Source organism: Thiothrix winogradskyi (assembly GCF_021650935.1).
Taxonomy (GTDB): Bacteria; Pseudomonadota; Gammaproteobacteria; order Thiotrichales; family Thiotrichaceae; genus Thiothrix; species Thiothrix winogradskyi.
Map to the genome: position 1 here is coordinate 2,573,233 of NZ_CP091244.1, position 19,071 is coordinate 2,592,303.

The 19,071-nt window shown below is 50.0% G+C and carries 20 protein-coding genes and 1 pseudogene; 18 read left to right on the forward strand and 3 right to left on the reverse strand.

Features of this window, described 5'->3' with window-relative positions; translation table 11 throughout:
* Window positions 1-7: 7 nt before the first annotated feature.
* Both L2Y54_RS21900 and L2Y54_RS22000 read left to right on the forward strand, forming a co-directional pair.
* The gene (locus L2Y54_RS21900) at window positions 8-259 is read left to right on the forward strand and encodes an AAA family ATPase (RefSeq protein ID WP_414718428.1); all 252 of its coding nucleotides are present in this window, start codon (window positions 8-10) and stop codon (window positions 257-259) included.
* Between the two features lie 523 nt (window positions 260-782).
* Complete coding sequence (locus tag L2Y54_RS22000) at window positions 783-1,184, forward strand: PD-(D/E)XK nuclease domain-containing protein (RefSeq protein WP_479688098.1); 402 nt, start codon at window positions 783-785, stop codon at window positions 1,182-1,184.
* Window positions 1,185-1,218: 34 nt separating this feature from the next.
* Here L2Y54_RS22000 and L2Y54_RS21715 read toward each other — a convergent pair whose 3' ends face one another.
* Complete coding sequence (locus L2Y54_RS21715) at window positions 1,219-1,353, reverse strand: hypothetical protein (protein ID WP_255697749.1); 135 nt, start codon at window positions 1,351-1,353, stop codon at window positions 1,219-1,221.
* Window positions 1,354-1,553: 200 nt separating this feature from the next.
* Between L2Y54_RS21715 and L2Y54_RS13135 the strand changes: the two genes are divergently transcribed.
* The 3 genes from L2Y54_RS13135 to L2Y54_RS13145 are packed head-to-tail and all read left to right on the forward strand — an operon-like array spanning window position 1,554 to window position 4,753.
* The gene (locus tag L2Y54_RS13135) at window positions 1,554-3,170 is read left to right on the forward strand and encodes a hypothetical protein (RefSeq protein WP_236496659.1); all 1,617 of its coding nucleotides are present in this window, start codon (window positions 1,554-1,556) and stop codon (window positions 3,168-3,170) included.
* 12 nt (window positions 3,171-3,182) lie between these two features.
* Window positions 3,183-3,989 (forward strand): OmpA/MotB family protein, encoded by an 807-nt coding sequence (locus L2Y54_RS13140; RefSeq protein ID WP_236496660.1) that lies wholly within the window; start codon window positions 3,183-3,185, stop codon window positions 3,987-3,989.
* Window positions 3,989-4,753, forward strand: coding sequence for a hypothetical protein (locus tag L2Y54_RS13145; RefSeq protein ID WP_236496661.1), 765 nt, complete (start codon window positions 3,989-3,991; stop codon window positions 4,751-4,753). Before L2Y54_RS13140 ends, L2Y54_RS13145 begins: the two co-directional genes overlap by 1 nt.
* A gap of 90 nt (window positions 4,754-4,843) precedes the next feature.
* Here the strand turns inward: L2Y54_RS13145 and L2Y54_RS13150 are convergent.
* Window positions 4,844-5,882 (reverse strand): annotated as a pseudogene (locus L2Y54_RS13150) (IS5 family transposase).
* Window positions 5,883-5,961: 79 nt separating this feature from the next.
* Between L2Y54_RS13150 and L2Y54_RS13155 the strand changes: the two are divergent.
* Together L2Y54_RS13155 and aroE are read left to right on the forward strand one after the other, a co-directional pair.
* Window positions 5,962-6,840, forward strand: a complete 879-nt coding sequence (locus L2Y54_RS13155; RefSeq protein WP_236496662.1) for a methyltransferase regulatory domain-containing protein — start codon at window positions 5,962-5,964, stop codon at window positions 6,838-6,840.
* 48 nt (window positions 6,841-6,888) lie between these two features.
* Window positions 6,889-7,731 carry a shikimate dehydrogenase gene (aroE, locus tag L2Y54_RS13160; protein ID WP_236496664.1) on the forward strand — a complete coding sequence of 281 codons (843 nt, stop codon included), beginning with the start codon at window positions 6,889-6,891 and terminating at the stop codon, window positions 7,729-7,731.
* Here the strand turns inward: aroE and L2Y54_RS13165 are convergent.
* A complete protein-coding gene (locus L2Y54_RS13165; protein WP_236496665.1) occupies window positions 7,717-8,304 on the reverse strand; it encodes a Maf family protein in 588 nt (195 codons plus the stop codon). The genes aroE and L2Y54_RS13165 overlap by 15 nt on opposite strands.
* A 128-nt stretch (window positions 8,305-8,432) precedes the next feature.
* On the opposite strand from L2Y54_RS13165, the gene L2Y54_RS13170 reads away from it, so the two are divergent.
* The 11 genes from L2Y54_RS13170 (at window position 8,433) to rpsA (ending at window position 19,033) form a co-directional block, all read left to right on the forward strand.
* Window positions 8,433-8,978: a YceD family protein gene (locus tag L2Y54_RS13170; RefSeq protein ID WP_236496667.1), complete on the forward strand. Its 546-nt coding sequence runs from the start codon at window positions 8,433-8,435 to the stop codon at window positions 8,976-8,978.
* 6 nt (window positions 8,979-8,984) lie between these two features.
* The gene (gene rpmF / locus L2Y54_RS13175) at window positions 8,985-9,179 is read left to right on the forward strand and encodes a 50S ribosomal protein L32 (protein ID WP_093066588.1); all 195 of its coding nucleotides are present in this window, start codon (window positions 8,985-8,987) and stop codon (window positions 9,177-9,179) included.
* Between the two features lie 93 nt (window positions 9,180-9,272).
* Window positions 9,273-10,301, forward strand: coding sequence for a phosphate acyltransferase PlsX (gene plsX / locus L2Y54_RS13180; RefSeq protein ID WP_236496668.1), 1,029 nt, complete (start codon window positions 9,273-9,275; stop codon window positions 10,299-10,301).
* A complete protein-coding gene (locus L2Y54_RS13185; protein ID WP_311196189.1) occupies window positions 10,298-11,266 on the forward strand; it encodes a beta-ketoacyl-ACP synthase III in 969 nt (322 codons plus the stop codon). Before plsX ends, L2Y54_RS13185 begins: the two co-directional genes overlap by 4 nt.
* On the forward strand, window positions 11,266-11,751 hold the full coding sequence (locus tag L2Y54_RS13190; protein ID WP_236496669.1) for a CYTH domain-containing protein: 486 nt from the start codon (window positions 11,266-11,268) through the stop codon (window positions 11,749-11,751). The genes L2Y54_RS13185 and L2Y54_RS13190 overlap by 1 nt, the downstream gene beginning before the upstream one ends.
* Window positions 11,752-11,758: 7 nt before the next feature.
* The gene (locus tag L2Y54_RS13195; RefSeq protein ID WP_236496670.1) at window positions 11,759-13,105 is read left to right on the forward strand and encodes a DEAD/DEAH box helicase; all 1,347 of its coding nucleotides are present in this window, start codon (window positions 11,759-11,761) and stop codon (window positions 13,103-13,105) included.
* 156 nt (window positions 13,106-13,261) lie between these two features.
* Window positions 13,262-14,392 (forward strand): histidinol-phosphate transaminase, encoded by a 1,131-nt coding sequence (gene hisC, locus L2Y54_RS13200; protein ID WP_236496671.1) that lies wholly within the window; start codon window positions 13,262-13,264, stop codon window positions 14,390-14,392.
* Complete coding sequence (locus L2Y54_RS13205) at window positions 14,389-15,267, forward strand: prephenate dehydrogenase (RefSeq protein WP_236496672.1); 879 nt, start codon at window positions 14,389-14,391, stop codon at window positions 15,265-15,267. Before hisC ends, L2Y54_RS13205 begins: the two co-directional genes overlap by 4 nt.
* Before the next feature lies 1 nt (window position 15,268).
* Complete coding sequence (aroA, locus tag L2Y54_RS13210; RefSeq protein WP_236496673.1) at window positions 15,269-16,591, forward strand: 3-phosphoshikimate 1-carboxyvinyltransferase; 1,323 nt, start codon at window positions 15,269-15,271, stop codon at window positions 16,589-16,591.
* Window positions 16,588-17,241 (forward strand): (d)CMP kinase, encoded by a 654-nt coding sequence (gene cmk / locus L2Y54_RS13215; RefSeq protein ID WP_236496674.1) that lies wholly within the window; start codon window positions 16,588-16,590, stop codon window positions 17,239-17,241. Before aroA ends, cmk begins: the two co-directional genes overlap by 4 nt.
* A 124-nt stretch (window positions 17,242-17,365) precedes the next feature.
* Window positions 17,366-19,033 carry a 30S ribosomal protein S1 gene (gene rpsA / locus L2Y54_RS13220; RefSeq protein WP_236496675.1) on the forward strand — a complete coding sequence of 556 codons (1,668 nt, stop codon included), beginning with the start codon at window positions 17,366-17,368 and terminating at the stop codon, window positions 19,031-19,033.
* Window positions 19,034-19,071 lie beyond the last annotated feature (38 nt).

Sequence of the window (19,071 nt, forward strand, 5' to 3'; positions counted from 1 at the left end):
CATCGCCATGTTGCAACCCCTACCTGTCGGTATCCAAACCTTTTCCGAGCTTCGCAGCCGTGACTGCCTGTATGTGGACAAAACGGAAACCATCCACCGCTTACTCACGACGGGGAAATACTTCTTCCTGTCGCGCCCGCGCCGCTTCGGAAAATCGTTATTGCTCTGTCATCAAAGACAGCGACACGTATCTGGAATTTTTGCTGATCACGGGCGTATCGAAATTCAGCCGCGTGTCGATTTTTTCCGACCTGAATAATCTGGCGGATTTGACCATGCACCGCCGTTTTGCCACCTTGACGGGTTACACCCAACAAGAATTGGAGCATTATTTCGCGCCGTACATGCCTGAATTGGAGCAGCATTGCCAACTCAACCGCGCTGAATTGCTGGAAAAAATCCGTTATTGGTACAACGGCTATACGTGGGATTTACAAATCTCCCTGTACAACCCATTTTCGGTGCTAAACCTGTTTGCGAACGGTGATTTCCGCAATTTTTGGTTTGAATCCGGTACACCGACGTTTTTACCCAAGTTGATGCACCGCGATAAGGTGTATCGGCTGGATAAGTTCAAAGTGGATGAGTTAATGCTGGGTAATTACGATCTGGAAACTTTGCAACTGATTCCGGTGATGTTCCAGACGGGTTATTTGACGTTGCAAAGCAAAGACAAGCGCGGCATGTATTGGCTGGACTACCCTAACCGCGAAGTGCGTAATTCCATGCTGATTTTCCTGATGTCAGAATGGGCGCATGTCGAGCCATCCTATACCACCCCGATGGTGGTACAACTCAGTGATGCCTTCGATGACAACGATGTGCCTGCGATCATTGAGGTCATCAAAACGGTGTTCAAGAAAGTCCCTTACCAAATTTTCCTGCAAGACCGCGAAGCCTATTACCACAGCCTGATTTACCTGACATTTTTCTATCTGGGGCAATACGCCGAGGCAGAAGTCAACGACAGCAATGGGCGTATCGACTGCGTGGTGAAGACCCCGACCCACATTTTCATCCTCGAATTCAAATTGGATAAGACTGCGAAGGCGGCAATGGATCAGATTAAAAACCGGGGGTATGCGGGTGGGTACGCCACTGACCCGCGCCCAAAAGTGCTGATCGGCATCAATTTCAGCAGCGAGACCAAAAGCGTGGATGATTGGGTGGTCGAAGAAGGATGAGCATCCCGCCCATCCTTCCATCCTGAATCCCAGTTCAGACCCGCCGTAAATCCAGCGTATACGGATAATCCGCATTCACCTCTTCCGGCGGCGGACTCACCGGCTGCGGCTTCGCCCCATGTTCATAGAACGCCCGCGTCGCTTCCGACAAGAACTTCGGCTCAATCACACCCGGCGTATGCTTCTCACGGAAGCAAGAGACAATTTTTTACGAAGAAAATGTGAGCATGATCACAGCATCTTATTTAATTTTTATGTTAAAATTTGCACAATTAACGGGCTTATTGGAAGAAAACCAATGCATGTTTCTGGCTATGCGGAAAATGACACGAACGGAACAGATATTATTCACTTCACTGGGTTTACTTCATGCTGATTGAAAAATTAAAAGAAATAATTAACCCAACTCCTGAGTTTTCGTCAGCAACTACAGATGTTTTCTTTTGGGTGATTTTATCTGTCTTCATCGTTGCACTGATATTTAGACTACGTGGAAAAAAACCAGTTTTCACCGATTATGCCCCAACTTTATTATCATCACTGGGTATTTTAGGAACCTTCGCTGGAATTGTGATTGGTCTATTGGCCTTTGATCCAACACCCGAAAAGATGAATGCCTCCATTACCAATCTGCTTTGGGGTCTACAAACAGCTTTCTTTACCAGTATTATTGGCGTTTTCTTGTCGATTACCTTTAAGGCATTTGAGAGCTTTTTGGTCAAGCAAGAACAAGCATCAGAAAACAGTGATGGCTTAGTTCCAACTGACGACTCGATCGAAAGCATCTTAATCACGCAAAATCAATATCTGGCTCAGATCGTCAAATCCATTGGTGATGAAAATACTGACTCAAGTCTAGTCAATATCTTAAAATTACACCGCAGTGATGCTGCCGATCAACGTAAACAAGTCATCAGTGCCTTACAAACGCTGAACGATGCCATGAATCAACAAAATCAGGTTCACATTCAAACGAAAGAGTTAGTGCAACAACTGATGCAACAACAAAGTGCTTTTGCGGCACAGTTGTGGATTGAAATGGCTAAAGTATCGGAAGCCTTGTCTAAATCGGCGACAGAACAGGTAATAACAGCACTCAAACAAGTCATTGTTGACTTCAATCACAACTTAACGGAGCAGTTTGGTGAAAACTTCAAACAGCTCAATGCCGCTGTTGGAGCCTTGGTGCAATGGCAAGAGAACTATCGTCAGCAATTAGAACACATGACTGAACAATATGCGCAAGGTGTTCAGGCTATCACTCAAACAGAAACGTCCGTAGCAAACATTAGTCATGAGACGGCACAGATTCCTGTTGTCATGGAAAAACTCAAATCAGTTTTAGATATTAACCAACACCAAATCGATGGCTTAAACAATCATTTGCAAGTCTTTACTGATATGCGTGACAAGGCCGTGCAAGCTGTACCACAAATACAACAACGCATTGATGAAACCATCACCGCCGTACAGCAGGCTTCATCGCAATTGGTCGAAGGCATCAATGAAAGTGCAGCGAACTTATCCAATGCTATTATCAAAACTGCTACTGAATTTGATGACAGCTCATCCCGTGTTAATGGTGCATTGCAAACGACATCAGATAACCTAACTAGAGAGTCAGAAGTCATCAAAACAACTTTGATTGATTCGGTTACACAAATCCGTGAAGACTTCTATGGCTTTATTAATCAATTGCAAGATAGTCAGCAAACGCAATTAAAGGCATTTGAAACAGCCATCGCACAGATGATGGATGGCTATAAAGAATCAGAAGCTCAAATCAAAAACTTCGCACATACAACCATCAATAGCACTGCGGAGTCTGTCTTAAAGCAAACAGGGGCAATAGATCAAGCTTTAGAACAGGAACTTAACCGAACAATGACCGAGCTAGGTTCAGCACTCACGACGATCACACGCAAGTTTACCGAAGACTACCAAATATTGGTTAATGAGATGAACAAAGTTGTTCGCGCACGATAAGGATGATGGGTGATGCAGCGGAAGAAAAAATCACATTCAGATGAATCACAATGGCTATCCGTATCTGACCTCATGTCGGGTTTGATGATGGTATTTCTATTTATTTCGATTGCAATGATGCAAATTGTCAATAAAGATAAAGACGCAGCCGTTGATGAGAAGAAGCGCATTGAGCAAATCGTCAAAGCCTATCAAGAGAATAAAACAGCTATTTATGATGCATTGCAACAAGAGTTCGCCCAAGACTTGAAAAAATGGGATGCTGAAATTGATCGAAATAGCCTTACCTTTACTTTTAAATCACCCGATATATTATTTGCGATAGGCAAAGACCAGCTAACACCAAAATTTAAAGAAGTTTTAGATGATTTTTTCCCACGCTATCTCACGGTGCTTACGGGTGCGGGTGGAACAATAGAACAGGATGGGATAAAAAGCTTTAAAAACTCAATCACTGAAATTCGTATTGAAGGCCATACTGACTCGACATGGGCTACAACGGGATCGACGCTGACCGACAAAGACATCTACTACAACAATATGGACTTATCTCAAGGAAGAACGCGATCCGTACTGACTTATATCTACGATATGTCGGTCATTGCTGAACAACGCCCGTGGATGAAGGCACACATTGCGGCTGTTGGCTTGTCATCATCGCACCCCGTATTCAAAGAATCAGCCTGCAATAGCCCAGAGGGAAGTAAACCCCAGACACAATCAGTCTGCACCGAGGATCTCGAAAAATCACGGCGCGTGTCATTTCGCATTTTGACCAACGCGGAACAGCAAGTGCAGAAAATATTGGCGACCTTCTGATGAAAATTGACACGGCATTTATCCTAGACCTCAAGGCATGTGTGACACAAATGGGCGCAGCGCTTCAGAAGTTAGATTTAACTTCGCAGTCGGGTATCAAGGTCAAACTTAGTGAGATTAAGAGCAAGGGGGGACTGCTGAGTTATGATGATCATCAGGTCGTCGTGTTTATTCCCGATCACAGCTATAAAGGCGTGCCAGTCGTTGAAAAAAATCCCGCTCAAGGCAACAGGTATCATTTTGCAGAATGTGCGACTTTGGATGATATGCGTGCTTCAGGTAAATTTGAGCATCGTTATCGTGCTAACCATAATCCAGACGGTCATTTTGAAATCTTCGATAATCAGAATAACAAGGCCAAAGATATTGCTTTAATGCCCTGTCAGAACTGTCTCAAGCATATTAATTACCAAGGTTTTGCTGATGCGCAATCCACTGAGAAGAATCGAATACTAAATCATTTTTCGGTCATTGATTTACTCTCGACCTATAGCACTTGGTTTAGAAACATGCCAAGCATTCGACCAAAAACAGCAGGCTATACTGCTGATTGGCAACAGATCTCCCTAGATTTTCGTCAGAAAAAGACATTCACTTGCGAATGCTGTGGCGTAAACCTCAATAACAATCATCATTTGTTACACACGCATCACATCAATGGCGATAAGCAAAACAATTATGAGCATAATCTCAAAGCACTTTGGGAACCTCTAAAAACCCGGCGTATTGCAACGGTTAGCGTTGGTCTATCGACATTTTGTTAAAAAAACACCAACCCATCTCAATTTTTAGCACACCAAGCCACAATCAGGTGGTTTTTCCGCATTTTTGCTGTTTTTTCGGGAATTTCTCCATCAAATGGGCACAACTCCGCCCTCTTTGAGTGAACAAAGCCGCCGCAAGTTATACACGGTTGCCTTAATGCTGAGGCCGAATACTGCCCGTGCCAACCCGATGCTGCGGATGGCTTTGCCTCCCATCGCACAGATTGACCCAAACACATGCTCAACCCGTGCGCGGGGTCTGGCGATGCGGGTGTTGCGGCGCTTCTGGCAGTCGGATTGCGGCTTGCCTTTCTTGGCTTTGTGCTGGATGTGTAACCGCCAGCTACCTTGGTTGAGGCGTTGTTCACGGGATTGGTCTTCGTAACCTTTGTCCGCCCATACGTCACGGCTGGTGTTGGCTCGGTCAAGCACCGCTTCAAAATGGTTGGTGTCATGTTCTTTGGCGGTGCTGATGTGGTGTTTGCGGATGAGTTTGTATTTCCGATCGGCACTGATACTGAGTTTGTAGCCGTGGTAACTTTTACCGTGTTTTTTCGTCCAGCTTGCTTCCGTATCCTTTTGGCGACGTTGGCAGGTGTCCAGTCAGCAGGTGTTGCCGCTTGTTCCAACAGCGCTTTTCTTCTTTGTGGAAATGTTGTTTAGGGGCTTCCACCAGCGTGGCATCAACGATTTGACCACCACGGGCAATAAAACCGTGTTGTTGTAATTGCCGTTGGACGGCATCAAACAGGGCATCCGCACCACCTGCCGCACTGATCCGTTCACGGAATACCCACAAGGTATTGGCATCCGGGATCGTGCTGGAATGACGCAGGCCACAAAACCGTTGGAACGACAGCCGGTCAAGCAATTGGTATTCCAATGCCTCGTCCGACAGGTTGTACAGGTGTTGCAACACCAAGACCCGTACCATCAGTTCCGTTGGGTAGGGTGGACGGCCTCCTCGCTTGTCACTGGGGCGTGGGGCGATGTGGTCGATTTCTCCTGCCAAGGCGACAAAGTTGACGTGCTGGTTCAGGGTGGACAGCAGGTCGCCCTTGCGGTCGAGTTTCTGTTCACGCTCTTCGGCGGCAAACAGACTGGTTTTGATGGCACTTTTCTTGGGCATGGCTAGTAACGGGGCGGTGGCTCAGATGAGCATTTTCTCACATTTGTGTGGGTATCAGTGGGTTTTTAGAGGTTCCCTAATGAATACCGCGAAGTTGGAATTCATGGGCGCTGCTTCTCTGACCGCTAGCCATGCGCGTACTCTACTGCCTAACAAGGTCAAGGCGTTGCTGAAAGAGGTCGGTGATCGCAATACTCAAGAGTTATTTTTGGATGTTTACCTCAATTCTAGTTTCAGAAGTGACATTTATACGCGCGGCGTTAATGGGTATTTGGATGAAAAAACCAAACTACGCCGCTTTGAAAACACGCGCTGGATGTTAGCAAAACCTGCACAGCTTGACGATGCGGCGCTGGAATTTACCTTGTCAACAGGAAAATACACCCTCAAGAAAGCTGTTTATATGCACTTGATAGAACGTTTGGCTGAAAATGGCGTTGTCGGTTTTCGTGATCTTATCAATGGCTTATCTTCTCAAGAGGATGCAATTCGCGCCCTGATGCTGATGTACAATGCGCATATGATTGCCCCCCATTATGCGTCAACCGATACCCAGCCTGCACGGCGTTTGAATCAAGTGTTACTGGCGCAACAGGGTTATCAAATTGCGCTACCTTATACTCGCAGCCAAATGCGCCTGAAACTGTTCGATGCTCAGTTTTATTATGCAGCGTTGGTGTCGGGGACAACGGATGCCAAACAATTAGTCAGCTTTGTCTATGAGCAATTCCAGCGTGACAATATGGCGATTACGCATGAGGGTAAAACGTTGCGCGGTGATGCCATGCAAGCACATTTAGTCAAACTGGAAGCTAAATGGCGGGAAAATATTTTGCCAATCTTAAGCTGTGGTGGGGCACTGGATCTTGCGCTGTTCTCTCGGTCAGGAAGTCAGGTGTTACCGACTGAGCAATCATCAACCGTTAGCGCATCACAAGAAGTGGAGTTGGCATTGTAGCCTAGGCGCGTGTAACATCCGGTGGATTTGACTTGGTAGCGTTTGTTGATGACACCTAACTTACTATCGGACTGTTACGCCGTATTCGGCAACCCCATCGCCCACAGCAAATCCCCGCGCATCCACACCCTCTTCGGCGCACAAACCGGCGAAGCGGTGGAATACGGCGCAATCTGTGCCGAGCCGGAAGAATTCGCCCAAGATGTAATGATGTTCCTCATCGCAGGCGGCAAAGGTTGCAATATCACCGTTCCCTTCAAGCAAGAAGCGTGGGAACTGGCAGACGAACTCAGCGATTACGCCGCCCGTGCCAAAGCCGTGAATACGCTGGCTTTCCGTGACGATGGCACGATGATCGGGCATAACACCGACGGCATCGGCATCGTGCGTGATTTGCAGCAAAACCACGATATTAGCTTACAGGGTAAGCGCATTCTGCTGTTAGGCGCAGGCGGGGCAGTGCGTGGTGTTTTGCAACCGTTGCTGGAAATGCAGCCCGCGAGCCTGTTCATTGCCAACCGTACTGCCGAGAAAGCGGTGGAATTGGCGCAGGATTTTGCGGAGTTCGGGAAAGTGTCCGGCGGTGGCTTTGCGGACATCAGCGGGCAGTTTGATCTGATTATCAATGGCACGGCTGCCAGCTTGCAGGGCGAGTTACCACCGCTGCCTGATGGTTGTTTAGCAGAGAATGGCTGCACTTATGACATGATGTATAGCGCCAAGCCCACCGCATTTGTGGCATGGGGCAGGGCGCAAGGTGCTGCTCAAGCCTTGGATGGTTTGGGGATGTTGGTTGAGCAAGCGGCTGAAGCGTTCTTTATCTGGCGCGGTGTGCGCCCTGATACCGCACCGGTATTGGCACAATTGCGTGACGAATTAAGCCGCCAATAAATCCACGCACGCCTGTTTAAGCATTTGACTCAAGCGAATCAGTGGCAACCCCATTAAAGCACTGGGGTCGTCGCCATGCATACGTTTAAACAAGGTAATTCCCAAACTTTCCGAGCGGAAACTGCCTGAACAGTTATACGGCTGGTCTTTGCGCAGGTAGGCATCAATTTCCGCATCGGTCAACTCCCGGAAATCCACCGCAAACGGTACGACATCCAATTGATACGACCCATCGAGACTGTCATACAAGCACAAACCGGTCAGGAAGGCGACGGTTTGCCCAGAGGAGTTTTGCAATTGCTGCACTGCATTGTCATGGCTACCCGGTTTGCCAATGACTTGCTCATGCAATACCGCGCATTGATCCGAGCCAATAATCAGCGCGTCGGGGTATTGTGCCGCGACCGCTTGGGCTTTTTGCAAGGATAAGCGTAATACCATGTCAAGGGCGCTTTCGCCATCAAAGCGGGTTTCGTCAATATCCGGTGCGGCAGTTTCAAAGGGAATCGCCAAGCGCTGCATCAATTCGCGCCGATACGGGGAGGTCGAGCCAAGGATCAGTCGTCGGGTCATGATTAAGCCTGCTATCGCCTATCTGGTAGGAAAGTAGCGCATGATACGCAAGATATACGTATTACCCAAGTAAAAAGGCTAGAAATTCCTTTACACATCATAGGCTGGATTCATATAATCCCGCGCTTATGTTGAACAGACTACCCGTAGACGTTAATCCCTTCAAACTGGTTGAGCAAGGAAGATGCTTAGCCGGTGTTGTGCCGTTGCAGCAATTGCCGCGCTTAGCGGAAGTTGCCTTGGCTGGTACGGAGGATATGGCGGTTACATTGGACTTCACCCGCAGTGTGGGTGGTCGCCCGATGATCAAGGGGCATATCCGTGGCAATATTGTGTTGGAATGCCAGCGCTGTATGCAGCCGGTGACGTTTCCCCTTGATGTGCCACTGCAAGTAGCACTGACAACGTTTGAGTCGGATGAACGCCCCGAACAAGAAGGCTTAGAGGCTTGGTTGATCGAGGACGAACGGCTATTTATACAGGATTTCGTTGAAGATGAAATTCTTCTGGCTCTGCCCTTAGTGGCGAAGCACGAACAGTGTGAACCGTTGCGCAAGTTGATTGAAGCGTTGCCATCGGATGAGCCTGTTACAGAAAATGAGCAAGCGGATGTTGCGGCCAGTGCCAAGAAAAATCCGTTTGCAGTGTTAAAAAATTGGAAAAAACCGGAGTAACAGACTATGGCAGTCGGTCAAGCTCGAATGACTCGTTCAAAACGCGGTATGCGCCGTTCACACGACGCGCTCTCTAACCCTACTTTGTCAGTGGATGCCACTTCAGGTGAAACTCACCTGCGTCATCACATGACCAAAGACGGTTTCTACCGTGGTCGTCAGATCATCAAAACAGCGGTTGCAGTGGAAGACGAAGCGTAAGTGGTAACACATTACGCTGGTTCTCAACACACTCAACAAAAATCGCGGGCATGACCCGCGATTTTTTTTCAAGCGAGCAATAAAGGGGATAGCATGGCAGAACAGTATCGCATTGCGCTGGATGCGATGGGTGGCGATCACGGTTTATCGGTAGTGGTTCCGGCCGCTCTGAATGCATTGAAACAATACCAAGATCTTGAGCTGATTCTGGTGGGCGATGAAACCCAAATTAACGCCGCACTTGAACAGCATAAGGCGCTATCGACACCTAATTTGCGTATTCATCATGCCTCACAAGTGGTGCAAATGGATGAATCCCCTGCTGTTGCCTTGAAAAACAAAAAAGATTCTTCCATGCGGGTAGCCATTAATCTGGTTAAAGCGGGTGAAGCGAATGCGGCTGTCAGTGCCGGTAATACGGGGGCGCTGATGGCAACCGCCCGGTTTGTCTTGAAAACCTTACCCGGTATTGATCGCCCGGCTATTTGTACCGTGTTGCCTGCGATGAAGGGGCATACCCACATGCTGGATTTGGGCGCGAATGTTGATTCTGAAGCCGAGCATCTGTACCAATTTGCGCTGATGGGGTCAGAATTGGTCAAAGCCATCGACAATAATCCCAACCCTAAAGTGGGTTTGCTCAATGTTGGTCAAGAAGCGATTAAAGGCAATGAGCAGGTAAAAGCCGCGAATGCATTACTGCAAGGTAGCGCGTTGAATTACATTGGCTATGTGGAAGGCGATGACATTTACCAAGGTGATGTGGATGTGGTGGTTTGTGACGGGTTTGTCGGCAATGTGGCACTGAAAACCAGCGAAGGTTTGGCGAAAATGGTTTCAGCGCAGCTCAAAGCCGGTTACAGCGCCAATCTGTTTACCAAATTAGCCGCCTTAATTTCCATGCCTGTGTTGAAATCATTCCGGCGCAAATTCGACCCTAGGCGCTATAATGGGGCAAGTTTGCTAGGTTTGCAGGGTATTGTGGTGAAAAGTCACGGTGGTGCGGATAGTTTAGCGTTTGCTAACGCTATTGGCATTGCCCGCAGTGCCGTTATTAGCAATGTTCCACAACGTATTCATAAACAACTAGAAAGTTTGCATACACAGAGGCAGAGCGCATGATCTATTCTCGCATTACTGGTACTGGCAGTTACTTGCCGGAAAAAATCCTGACCAACCACGATCTGGAAAAGATAGTGGATACCACTGATGAGTGGATTTTTGAACGTACCGGTATCCGTGAACGTCACGTTGTCGAAACGGAAAGCGCCTCCGATTTGGCAGAACACGCTGCTCGCCGTGCCTTAGAAATGGCGGGAAAGCGCCCTGAAGATGTTGATTTAATTATTGTCGGCACATCCACTCCCGATTTGGTGTTTCCCAGCACGGCGTGTTTGCTGCAAAGTAAGCTCGGTATTCGCAACGGTGCGGCAGCGTTTGATGTGAATGCCGCGTGTGCCGGTTTTGTGTTTGCTTTAAGCGTTGCCGATAAATTTGTGCGTACTGGCACCAGCAAATGTGCCTTGGTCGTTGGTGCAGAAGCCATGTCGAAAATCATGAACTGGGAAGATCGCGGTACGTGCATTTTGTTCGGCGATGGCGCAGGCGCTATGGTGATTGAAGCCAGTGAAGAACCGGGCATCCTTTCCACACACGTTCATGCCGATGGCGCTTACGACCAGCTCTTAAACGTTAACGGCGGTATTTCACGCGATTTAGACGTATTGCAACGCGATGGCCCGCAACTGCAAATGCGTGGCAACGAAGTATTTAAGGTTGCCGTCAATACCTTAGGGCGCATTGTGGATGAAACCCTTGAAGCCAATGGTATGACCAAAGCTGATGTGAATTGGTTAGTGCCACATCAAGCCAATATCCGCATTATTCAAGCCACTGCGAAAAAGCTGGATATGTCGATGGATCACGTTGTGGTCACGGTCGAATCACACGGCAATACCTCCTCCGCCTCCGTGCCATTGGCATTGGATACCGCAGTGCGTGATGGACGCATTAAACGCGGCGAAATTATCCTGCTGGAGGCCTTTGGTGGCGGCTTTACCTGGGGTTCGGCGTTAGTGAAGTTCTAATGGCTACCGAAATCGAGCGCAAATTTTTACTGGTATCGGATGCCTGGCGAGCCTTAATCAGCCGCTCCGAAGCCTTCCGCCAAGGTTATTTGAGTAGCAGCAAACGTGCTTCGGTGCGGGTACGTATTGCGGATGACACTGCCACGCTCAATATCAAAGGCATGACCTTAGGCATCCAACGCCCTGAATACGAATACAAAATTCCGTTGCCTGAAGCAACGGAATTGTTAGATCAGTTGTGCGAACGCCCACTGATTGAAAAGACCCGCCATTTCATCGAGTTTGGCGGCAAACTGTGGGAAATAGATGAATTCCACGGTGACAACGCAGGCTTAATTGTCGCGGAAGTCGAACTCGATGCACCGGATGACGTAATCCCCATGCCCGCTTGGGCAGGTGCAGATGTTTCACATTTGGAACGCTATTACAACGTCCGTCTTACGCAATATCCCTACAGCCAATGGTCGGCTGAGGAACGAGGTTAATTAAACAATGCTATTTTCTGAACTCGGCTTGTCCGAGCCGCTGTTGCGTGCCATCAGCGAACAGGGTTATGACACCCCAACCCCTATCCAAGCACAAGGCATTCCTGCCGTCCTTTCTGGGCGCGACATTATGGCAGCGGCGCAAACGGGCACGGGTAAAACCGCTGGTTTCACGTTGCCGATGCTGCACCGTTTATCGGCGAATGGTAATCAGCCAAAATCTAACCACATTCGTGCCTTAGTGCTGACCCCGACCCGCGAATTGGCGGCTCAGGTCGGCGAAAGTGTGCGCGATTACGGTAAACATTTGCCGTTAACCTCTACCGTCGTGTTCGGGGGCGTGAGTGCTAACCCGCAAATGATGGCGTTACGCCGTGGTTTGGACATTCTGGTGGCAACACCGGGGCGTTTACTGGACTTATACGACCAGAACGCCGTGAAATTTTCTCAAGTGGAAATGCTGGTGCTAGACGAAGCGGATCGCATGTTGGACATGGGGTTCATCCGCGACATTCGCAAAATTCTGGCGTTGTTGCCGAAACGTCGCCAAACCTTGATGTTTTCCGCGACGTTTTCTGACGACATCGTGGCACTGACCAAAGGTCTGCTGGTTGACCCGGTGCAAATCTCGGTTAGCCCACGCAATGCAGCGGCGGCTACCGTGACGCAATCGGTTTATTTGGTGGATAAAGCGCGTAAAACTGCCTTGCTGAGCCATTTGATCCGTGAAAATCAGTGGGAACAGGTGTTGGTATTTTCGCGCACCAAACACGGTGCTAACCGTTTGGCGGAAAAGCTGGAACGTGATGGTGTAACCGCTGCGGCAATCCACGGCAACAAAAGCCAAGGTGCACGCACCAAAGCATTGGCAGATTTCAAGCAAGGCAATATTCGCGTGCTGGTAGCGACTGACATCGCCGCTCGTGGCTTGGATATTGAGCAATTGCCACACGTTATCAATTTCGAGTTGCCGAACGTGTCGGAAGATTACGTGCATCGCATTGGACGTACCGGGCGGGCAGGGGCGACGGGTGAAGCGATTTCCTTGGTCGAACCGGAAGAATACGGTTTCCTCAAAGGCATTGAAAAGCTCATTAAGCAGCAATTGCCGCGTGAACCGCTGCCAACGATCAGTGTTGCGCCGACCCGTGCGTTGACGGCTGCCGAGATTGCCAACGATGCGGAAGCGGATCGTCCGCGCCCTGCCCAGCATCGCCCCGCGAATCGCCGTACCAAGTCGCAAAAAACGGAAACACGCAAAGTCGCTGGTTTGCCACCGGTGAAAAAACCGGAAGGTGCAGCAGCGAGCAAGCCGCGTCGGCGTCGCCCGAATAAGCCGCAAGCGGTGGCGTAAGGGATTAAAACCCCCACCGTAGGGGCAATTCATGAATTGCCCCTACAAGATTTCACCCACTTCCTGCCTATCCTTGATTCTTCCTTTGTTACTCTTGGCAAGCGCGGCTGGCTGTGATTGAATGCCTGACTGATTTTTTGCTTATTCAGGTCAATCATGCAAACGACTGTTGATTTCAAAGCACTGGCGGTAACGGGGGTGCAAGCCTTGCAGCCCTACCAGCCGGGAAAACCCATCGAAGAGCTGGAACGCGAACTGGGGATTAGCAATATCCTCAAACTGGCATCCAACGAAAATCCCCTCGGCGCAAGCCCCAAAGCGCAAGCAGCGCTGGCTGGTGCACTCACTTCGCTGGAACTCTATCCCGACGGCAGCGGCTACCAGTTGAAGGCAGCAATTGCTGATAAATTTGGTCTGCAAAGCTCACAAATTACGTTAGGCAACGGCTCTAACGACGTGCTGGATATTATTGCCCGTGCGTTCTTGGATAATAGCCGTGCCGCTGTGTTTTCCGAATATGCGTTTGCGGTTTACCCGATTGTGATTCAAGCCGTCGGTGCAGAATTGCAGGCAGCTAAAGCTAACCCACCCAGCCATGACACCATGCCTTACGGGCATAATCTGGCAAATCTTGCTGCGAAAGTTACCGATAAAACCCGCGTGGTCTTCATCGCCAATCCGAATAACCCGACTGGGACGTGGTTGGGTAAGGATGAGTTGCACCGTTTCCTTAGCCGCGTGCCGGAAGATGTGCTTGTGGTGATTGACGAAGCCTACACCGAATACGTCACTGACCCGACTTTTCCGAATGCGCTGGCTTGGCTGGAAGAATTTCCGAATCTGATTGTGACGCGCACGTTTTCCAAGATTTACGGTTTAGCAGGGGTGCGTGTGGGTTATGCCGCGTCTAGTCCGGCGATTGCGGATATGTTGAATCGGGTACGTCAGCCATTCAACGTGAACTCATTGGCATTGGCCGCAGCACAGGCGGCGTTGGGGGATGATGATTTCCTTGAGCGTAGCGTGGCGACGAATACAGCGGGTTTGCAGCAATGGTTTGCGGCGTGTGCTGACAATGGCTGGGAATACATGCCGACGGTGGGTAACTTTATCACCATTAATATGCAACGTCCGGCAGCGCCGCTGTATGACGCTTTATTGCGTGAAGGCGTGATTGTGCGCCCGATTGGCGGCTATGGTTTGCCGCAACATTTGCGGATTACGGTTGGCACGGCAGCGCAGAATACGCGCTGTATCAAGGCGTTGCAGAAGGTTCTTACAGCGTGATTAGAAAACTGGTTATCTTTGGCGTCGGCCTGATTGGCGGGTCGCTGGCCTTGGCTTTGCGTCAAGCAAATGCTTGTCAAACTATTGTCGGTTGCAGCCGTAATGCGGAACACCTGCAAAAAGCGGTGGATTTGGGCGTGATCGACAGCTTCAGCCTTGACCCAGCGGAGGCGGTACGCGATGCCGATATGGTGCTGTTGGCAGTGCCGATGGGGGCAATGCGGCATTTATTGCAACAGATCAAACCCGTATTGCCTGCTGATGCGATTCTGACCGATGCAGGCAGCACCAAAGGCAGTATTGTGGCGGAAGTGGCGCAGGTGTTTGGGGCAGATTTCAGTCGTTTTGTGCCGGGGCATCCGATTGCTGGGCGCGAGAAAAGTGGGGTGGAAGCGGCTATTCCTGATTTGTACGTCAACCGCCGTGTCATTTTGACGCCGCAGGCGCATACCGATGCCGATGCGATTGCCAAGGTGGAGGCGATGTGGCGCGTGACAGGGGCATTGCTGGAACAAATGCCGGTGGAATTGCACGATCAGGTATTGGCAGCGACCAGCCATTTGCCGCATGTACTGGCATTTTCGTTGGTGGATACGCTGCTGAATATGCCGCAACGCGAAGATATTTTGCGTTATGCAGCGGGCGGATTCCGGGATTTTACCCGCATTGCGTCGAGCGATCCGGTGATGTGGCGAGATATTTGCCTGACGAATAAGGCAGCGATTCTTGCGGTGATTGCGGCTTTTCAACAGAATCTGGGTGAATTTGCCGAGTTGATTGATGCGCAAGATGGCGAAGCCTTGCATAATCGCATGGAAAAAGCCAAATACGCCCGCGACAATTACGTTGCCCAATTTGAGAAGCAGGAAAAATAACGTGAGCCATTCTAGCACCAATCTACAATTCAACGTCCAGCCCGGTGGCAACTTGCAAGGCAAGGTGCGTGTCCCCGGCGACAAATCCATTTCGCACCGCTCCATTATGCTGGGGTCACTGGCAGAAGGTACAACCCACGTCAGCGGCTTTTTGCAAGGCGAAGATTGCCTTTGCACCCTGAATGCGTTTCGCAGCATGGGCGTGAGCATCGAAGGCCCTACCGATGATGGCAAAGTAACCATCCACGGGGTAGGGCTGCATGGCTTGCAAGCGCCTGCACACGACTTAGATATGGGCAATTCCGGCACATCCATGCGCCTGATGTCTGGCTTAATGAGTGGGCAAGCGTTTGATGTGCGGATGACGGGCGATGCTTCTTTGTCGAAGCGTCCCATGAAGCGCGTGACTGTGCCGTTAGCCAGCATGGGGGCGAAGATTGATGCGACCGAATCCGGCACGCCGCCGTTATTGGTACACGGTGGTAGCCCGTTGCACGGCATCCATTACGACATGCCGATGGCAAGTGCACAGGTGAAATCCTCGCTATTGCTGGCAGGGTTGTATGCACAAGGCGAAACCTCCGTGACCGAACCCGCGCCAACCCGCGACCACACTGAGCGCATGTTGCGCGGTTTCGGTTACGCGGTGAAAACCGACGGCAATCACATCAGTCTGCACGGTGGCGGCAAGTTGACTGCAACCGATATTGATGTGCCGTCAGACATTTCTTCCGCTGCATTCTTCATGGTAGGGGCAAGCATTGCGCAAGGTTCTGACCTGACGATTGAACATGTGGGCATGAACCCGACCCGCACCGGCGTGATCGACATTTTGCGCTTGATGGGTGCAAACCTCGAAATCTTGAATGAACGCGAAGTTGGCGGCGAACCTGTGGCAGATATTCGGGTACGTTCCGCACAATTGCACGGTATTCAGATTCCTGAAGCCTTAGTACCGCTGGCAATCGACGAGTTTCCATCGTTGTTTATTGCCGCTGCGTTTGCAGAAGGGCAGACCGTGTTAACCGGTGCGGAAGAATTGCGCGTTAAGGAAAGTGACCGAATTCAGGTCATGGCGGATAGCTTGATTGCGTGTGGCGTGGATGCGCAACCCACTCCAGACGGTATTATCATTAACCCCGGTAACTTTAGCGGCGGCACGATTGACAGTCACGGCGATCACCGCATTGCCATGTCGTTTGCAATGGCTGCACTGCGGGCAACGCAGCCGATTACGATTAATGATTGCGCGAATGTGAATACCTCGTTCCCCGGTTTTGTGGAACTGGCGGCAAACGCGGGCGTGAGGATTACCACTGCATGAGCACAACGATCCCTGTAATTACTATTGATGGCCCGGCTGGCGCTGGCAAAGGCACGATTGCCTGTATGCTCGCGGATAAACTCGGCTGGCACATGCTTGATAGCGGTGCAATTTATCGCGTGGCGGCGGTGGCGGCTTTGCGGCACAAAATCAATTTGCAAGATGAAACCGCGTTAGCAGCGATGATTCCCACTTTGAATATCGAATTCAAAAATGGTGAAGCCTGGCTGGATGGTGATATTATTACCGGTGAAATTCGCAACGAAACCTGCGCCAGTGCGACGTCGCAAATTGCTGCATTGCCTGCGGTGCGGGCAGCATTATTGGAACTGCAACGCCGTTTTTGCCAGCTTCCGGGGTTAGTCGCCGATGGGCGGGATATGGGGACAGTAGTGTTTCCCGATGCTACCCACAAATTTTATCTTACTGCCAGTGCAGAAATCCGTGCAGAACGTCGCCTGAAACAGTTGAGCCAACAAGGACTTAGTGCTAAACTCTGCGACCTAATTCAAGAGATCAATGCTCGCGACGAACGCGATACCAACCGCCCGGTAGCTCCCTTAAAACCTGCCGCTGATGCGTTGGTCATCGATACCAGTTCGTTGGATCAAGCCGAAGTGTTCGCCACCGTGTTGCACTACATCGCTTAAGCATTTCATTGGATACGTTATTTTCTAGGGAGCCCTGACAGGAAGTCTGGGCTTTTTGCGTTTTAACCCGTCAATGCAGGATGCGTGTGACGAAAATCATTGTTATTAACAGGTATTTTTATTCATGACTGAAAGTTTTGCTGAACTGTTTGAAGAGAGCCTTTCTTATACCCAAATGCAGCCGGGCGCTCTGCTGAATGCAACAGTTCTCGAAGTCCGCTCCGATTTCATTATCGTTAGTGCTGGCTTGAAATCCGAAGGCGTTATCCCTGCTGAACAGTTCAAAAATGAACGCGGCGAAATTAACGTCAAAGTTGGCGATCTGGTTGAAGTAGCGCTGGATACCGTCGAAGACGGTTTCGGTGAGACGCGCCTTTCCCGTGAAAAAGCTCGCCGCCTGCGTGCTTGGGAAATTCTGGAAGAAGCCTTTACCAACGAAGAAATCATCACCGGTATTATCACCGGCAAAGTTAAGGGTGGTTTCGTGGTTGAGTTGGGTGATATTCGTGCATTCTTGCCGGGTTCACTGGTTGATGTACGTCCAGTCCGCGACACTTCCTATCTGGAAAACAAGGAACTGGAATTCAAGCTCATCAAGCTGGATCAGAAGCGCAACAACGTCGTGGTTTCACGCCGTGCAGTCGTTGAAGAAGAATACAGTGCAGAACGCGATGCGCTGATGGAAAACCTGCAAGAAGGTCAAGTCATCAAAGGCGTGGTCAAGAACCTCACCGATTACGGTGCGTTCCTCGACCTTGGCGGCATCGACGGTCTGTTGCACATTACCGATATGGCTTGGAAGCGTGTTAAGCATCCTTCTGAAGTGGTTAATATCGGTGACGAAATCGACGTTAAAGTCCTCAAGTTCGACCGCGATAAGAACCGCGTTTCACTGGGTCTGAAGCAATTGGGTGAAGACCCTTGGCAAGATCTGGTTCGTCGTTACCCGGCTGGCACGCGCATCTTTGGTAAGGTCAGCAACTTGACCGACTACGGCTGCTTCGTGGAAATCGAAGACGGTGTTGAAGGTCTGGTTCACGTTTCTGAAATGGATTGGACTAACAAGAACGTCAACCCAGCTAAGGTTGTGACCTTGGGTGACGAGACTGAAGTCATGATCCTCGACATCGACGCAGAACGCCGCCGTATCTCCTTGGGTATGAAGCAATGCCAAGCGAACCCTTGGGATGAATTCGCCGGTACTCGCAACAAGGGCGACCGCGTTTCCGGTAAGATCAAGTCTATCACTGACTTCGGTATCTTTATCGGTTTGGATGGCGGCATCGACGGCCTGGTTCACTTGTCTGACATTTCTTGGAACGTTCCCGGCGAAGAAGCCGTGCGCAGCTACAAGAAAGGCGACGAAGTGGAAGCTGTTGTATTGGCAGTTGACCCTGAGCGTGAGCGTATTTCCCTCGGCATCAAGCAGATGGAACAAGACCCGTTCTCCAATTTCGTGGCAGCCCATTCTAAAGGCAGCGTCGTAAAAGGGACTGTGGTTGAAGTCACTCCTAAAGCCGCGAAAATCGACTTGGGCGAAGGCATCGAAGGCATTTTGCGTGCATCTGAGTTGTCACGCGACCGCGTTGAAGATGCTCGCACCTTGCTGAAGGAAGGCGACACCGTTGAAGCGAAATTCATGGGTGTTGACCGTAAGACACGTTCCATCAACCTGTCTATCAAGGCGAAGGATGATGAAGATGAATCACGTTTGATGCGTGAGTACACCGGGCGTTCTAGCAGCACGGGTACGTCATTGGGCGACATCTTCAAGGAACAGATGGGCGAATAATTTTCGCCATCAGGATGGCACGCAGGTCAGGGATGACC

Bases quoted from the DNA above. Each gene is read 5' to 3' on its own strand.
- L2Y54_RS21900 (WP_414718428.1), top strand. From the start codon at position 8: ATGTTGCAACCCCTACCTGTCGGTATCCAAACCTTTTCCGAGCTTCGC.
- L2Y54_RS22000 (WP_479688098.1), top strand. From the start codon at position 783: ATGGTGGTACAACTCAGTGATGCCTTCGATGACAACGATGTGCCTGCG.
- L2Y54_RS13135 (WP_236496659.1), top strand. From the start codon at position 1,554: ATGCTGATTGAAAAATTAAAAGAAATAATTAACCCAACTCCTGAGTTT.
- L2Y54_RS13140 (WP_236496660.1), top strand. From the start codon at position 3,183: ATGCAGCGGAAGAAAAAATCACATTCAGATGAATCACAATGGCTATCC.
- L2Y54_RS13145 (WP_236496661.1), top strand. From the start codon at position 3,989: ATGAAAATTGACACGGCATTTATCCTAGACCTCAAGGCATGTGTGACA.
- L2Y54_RS13155 (WP_236496662.1), top strand. From the start codon at position 5,962: ATGAATACCGCGAAGTTGGAATTCATGGGCGCTGCTTCTCTGACCGCT.
- aroE (WP_236496664.1), top strand. From the start codon at position 6,889: ATGACACCTAACTTACTATCGGACTGTTACGCCGTATTCGGCAACCCC.
- L2Y54_RS13165 (WP_236496665.1), bottom strand. From the start codon at position 8,304: ATGACCCGACGACTGATCCTTGGCTCGACCTCCCCGTATCGGCGCGAA.
- L2Y54_RS13170 (WP_236496667.1), top strand. From the start codon at position 8,433: ATGTTGAACAGACTACCCGTAGACGTTAATCCCTTCAAACTGGTTGAG.
- rpmF (WP_093066588.1), top strand. From the start codon at position 8,985: ATGGCAGTCGGTCAAGCTCGAATGACTCGTTCAAAACGCGGTATGCGC.
- plsX (WP_236496668.1), top strand. From the start codon at position 9,273: ATGGCAGAACAGTATCGCATTGCGCTGGATGCGATGGGTGGCGATCAC.
- L2Y54_RS13185 (WP_311196189.1), top strand. From the start codon at position 10,298: ATGATCTATTCTCGCATTACTGGTACTGGCAGTTACTTGCCGGAAAAA.
- L2Y54_RS13190 (WP_236496669.1), top strand. From the start codon at position 11,266: ATGGCTACCGAAATCGAGCGCAAATTTTTACTGGTATCGGATGCCTGG.
- L2Y54_RS13195 (WP_236496670.1), top strand. From the start codon at position 11,759: ATGCTATTTTCTGAACTCGGCTTGTCCGAGCCGCTGTTGCGTGCCATC.
- hisC (WP_236496671.1), top strand. From the start codon at position 13,262: ATGCAAACGACTGTTGATTTCAAAGCACTGGCGGTAACGGGGGTGCAA.
- cmk (WP_236496674.1), top strand. From the start codon at position 16,588: ATGAGCACAACGATCCCTGTAATTACTATTGATGGCCCGGCTGGCGCT.
- rpsA (WP_236496675.1), top strand. From the start codon at position 17,366: ATGACTGAAAGTTTTGCTGAACTGTTTGAAGAGAGCCTTTCTTATACC.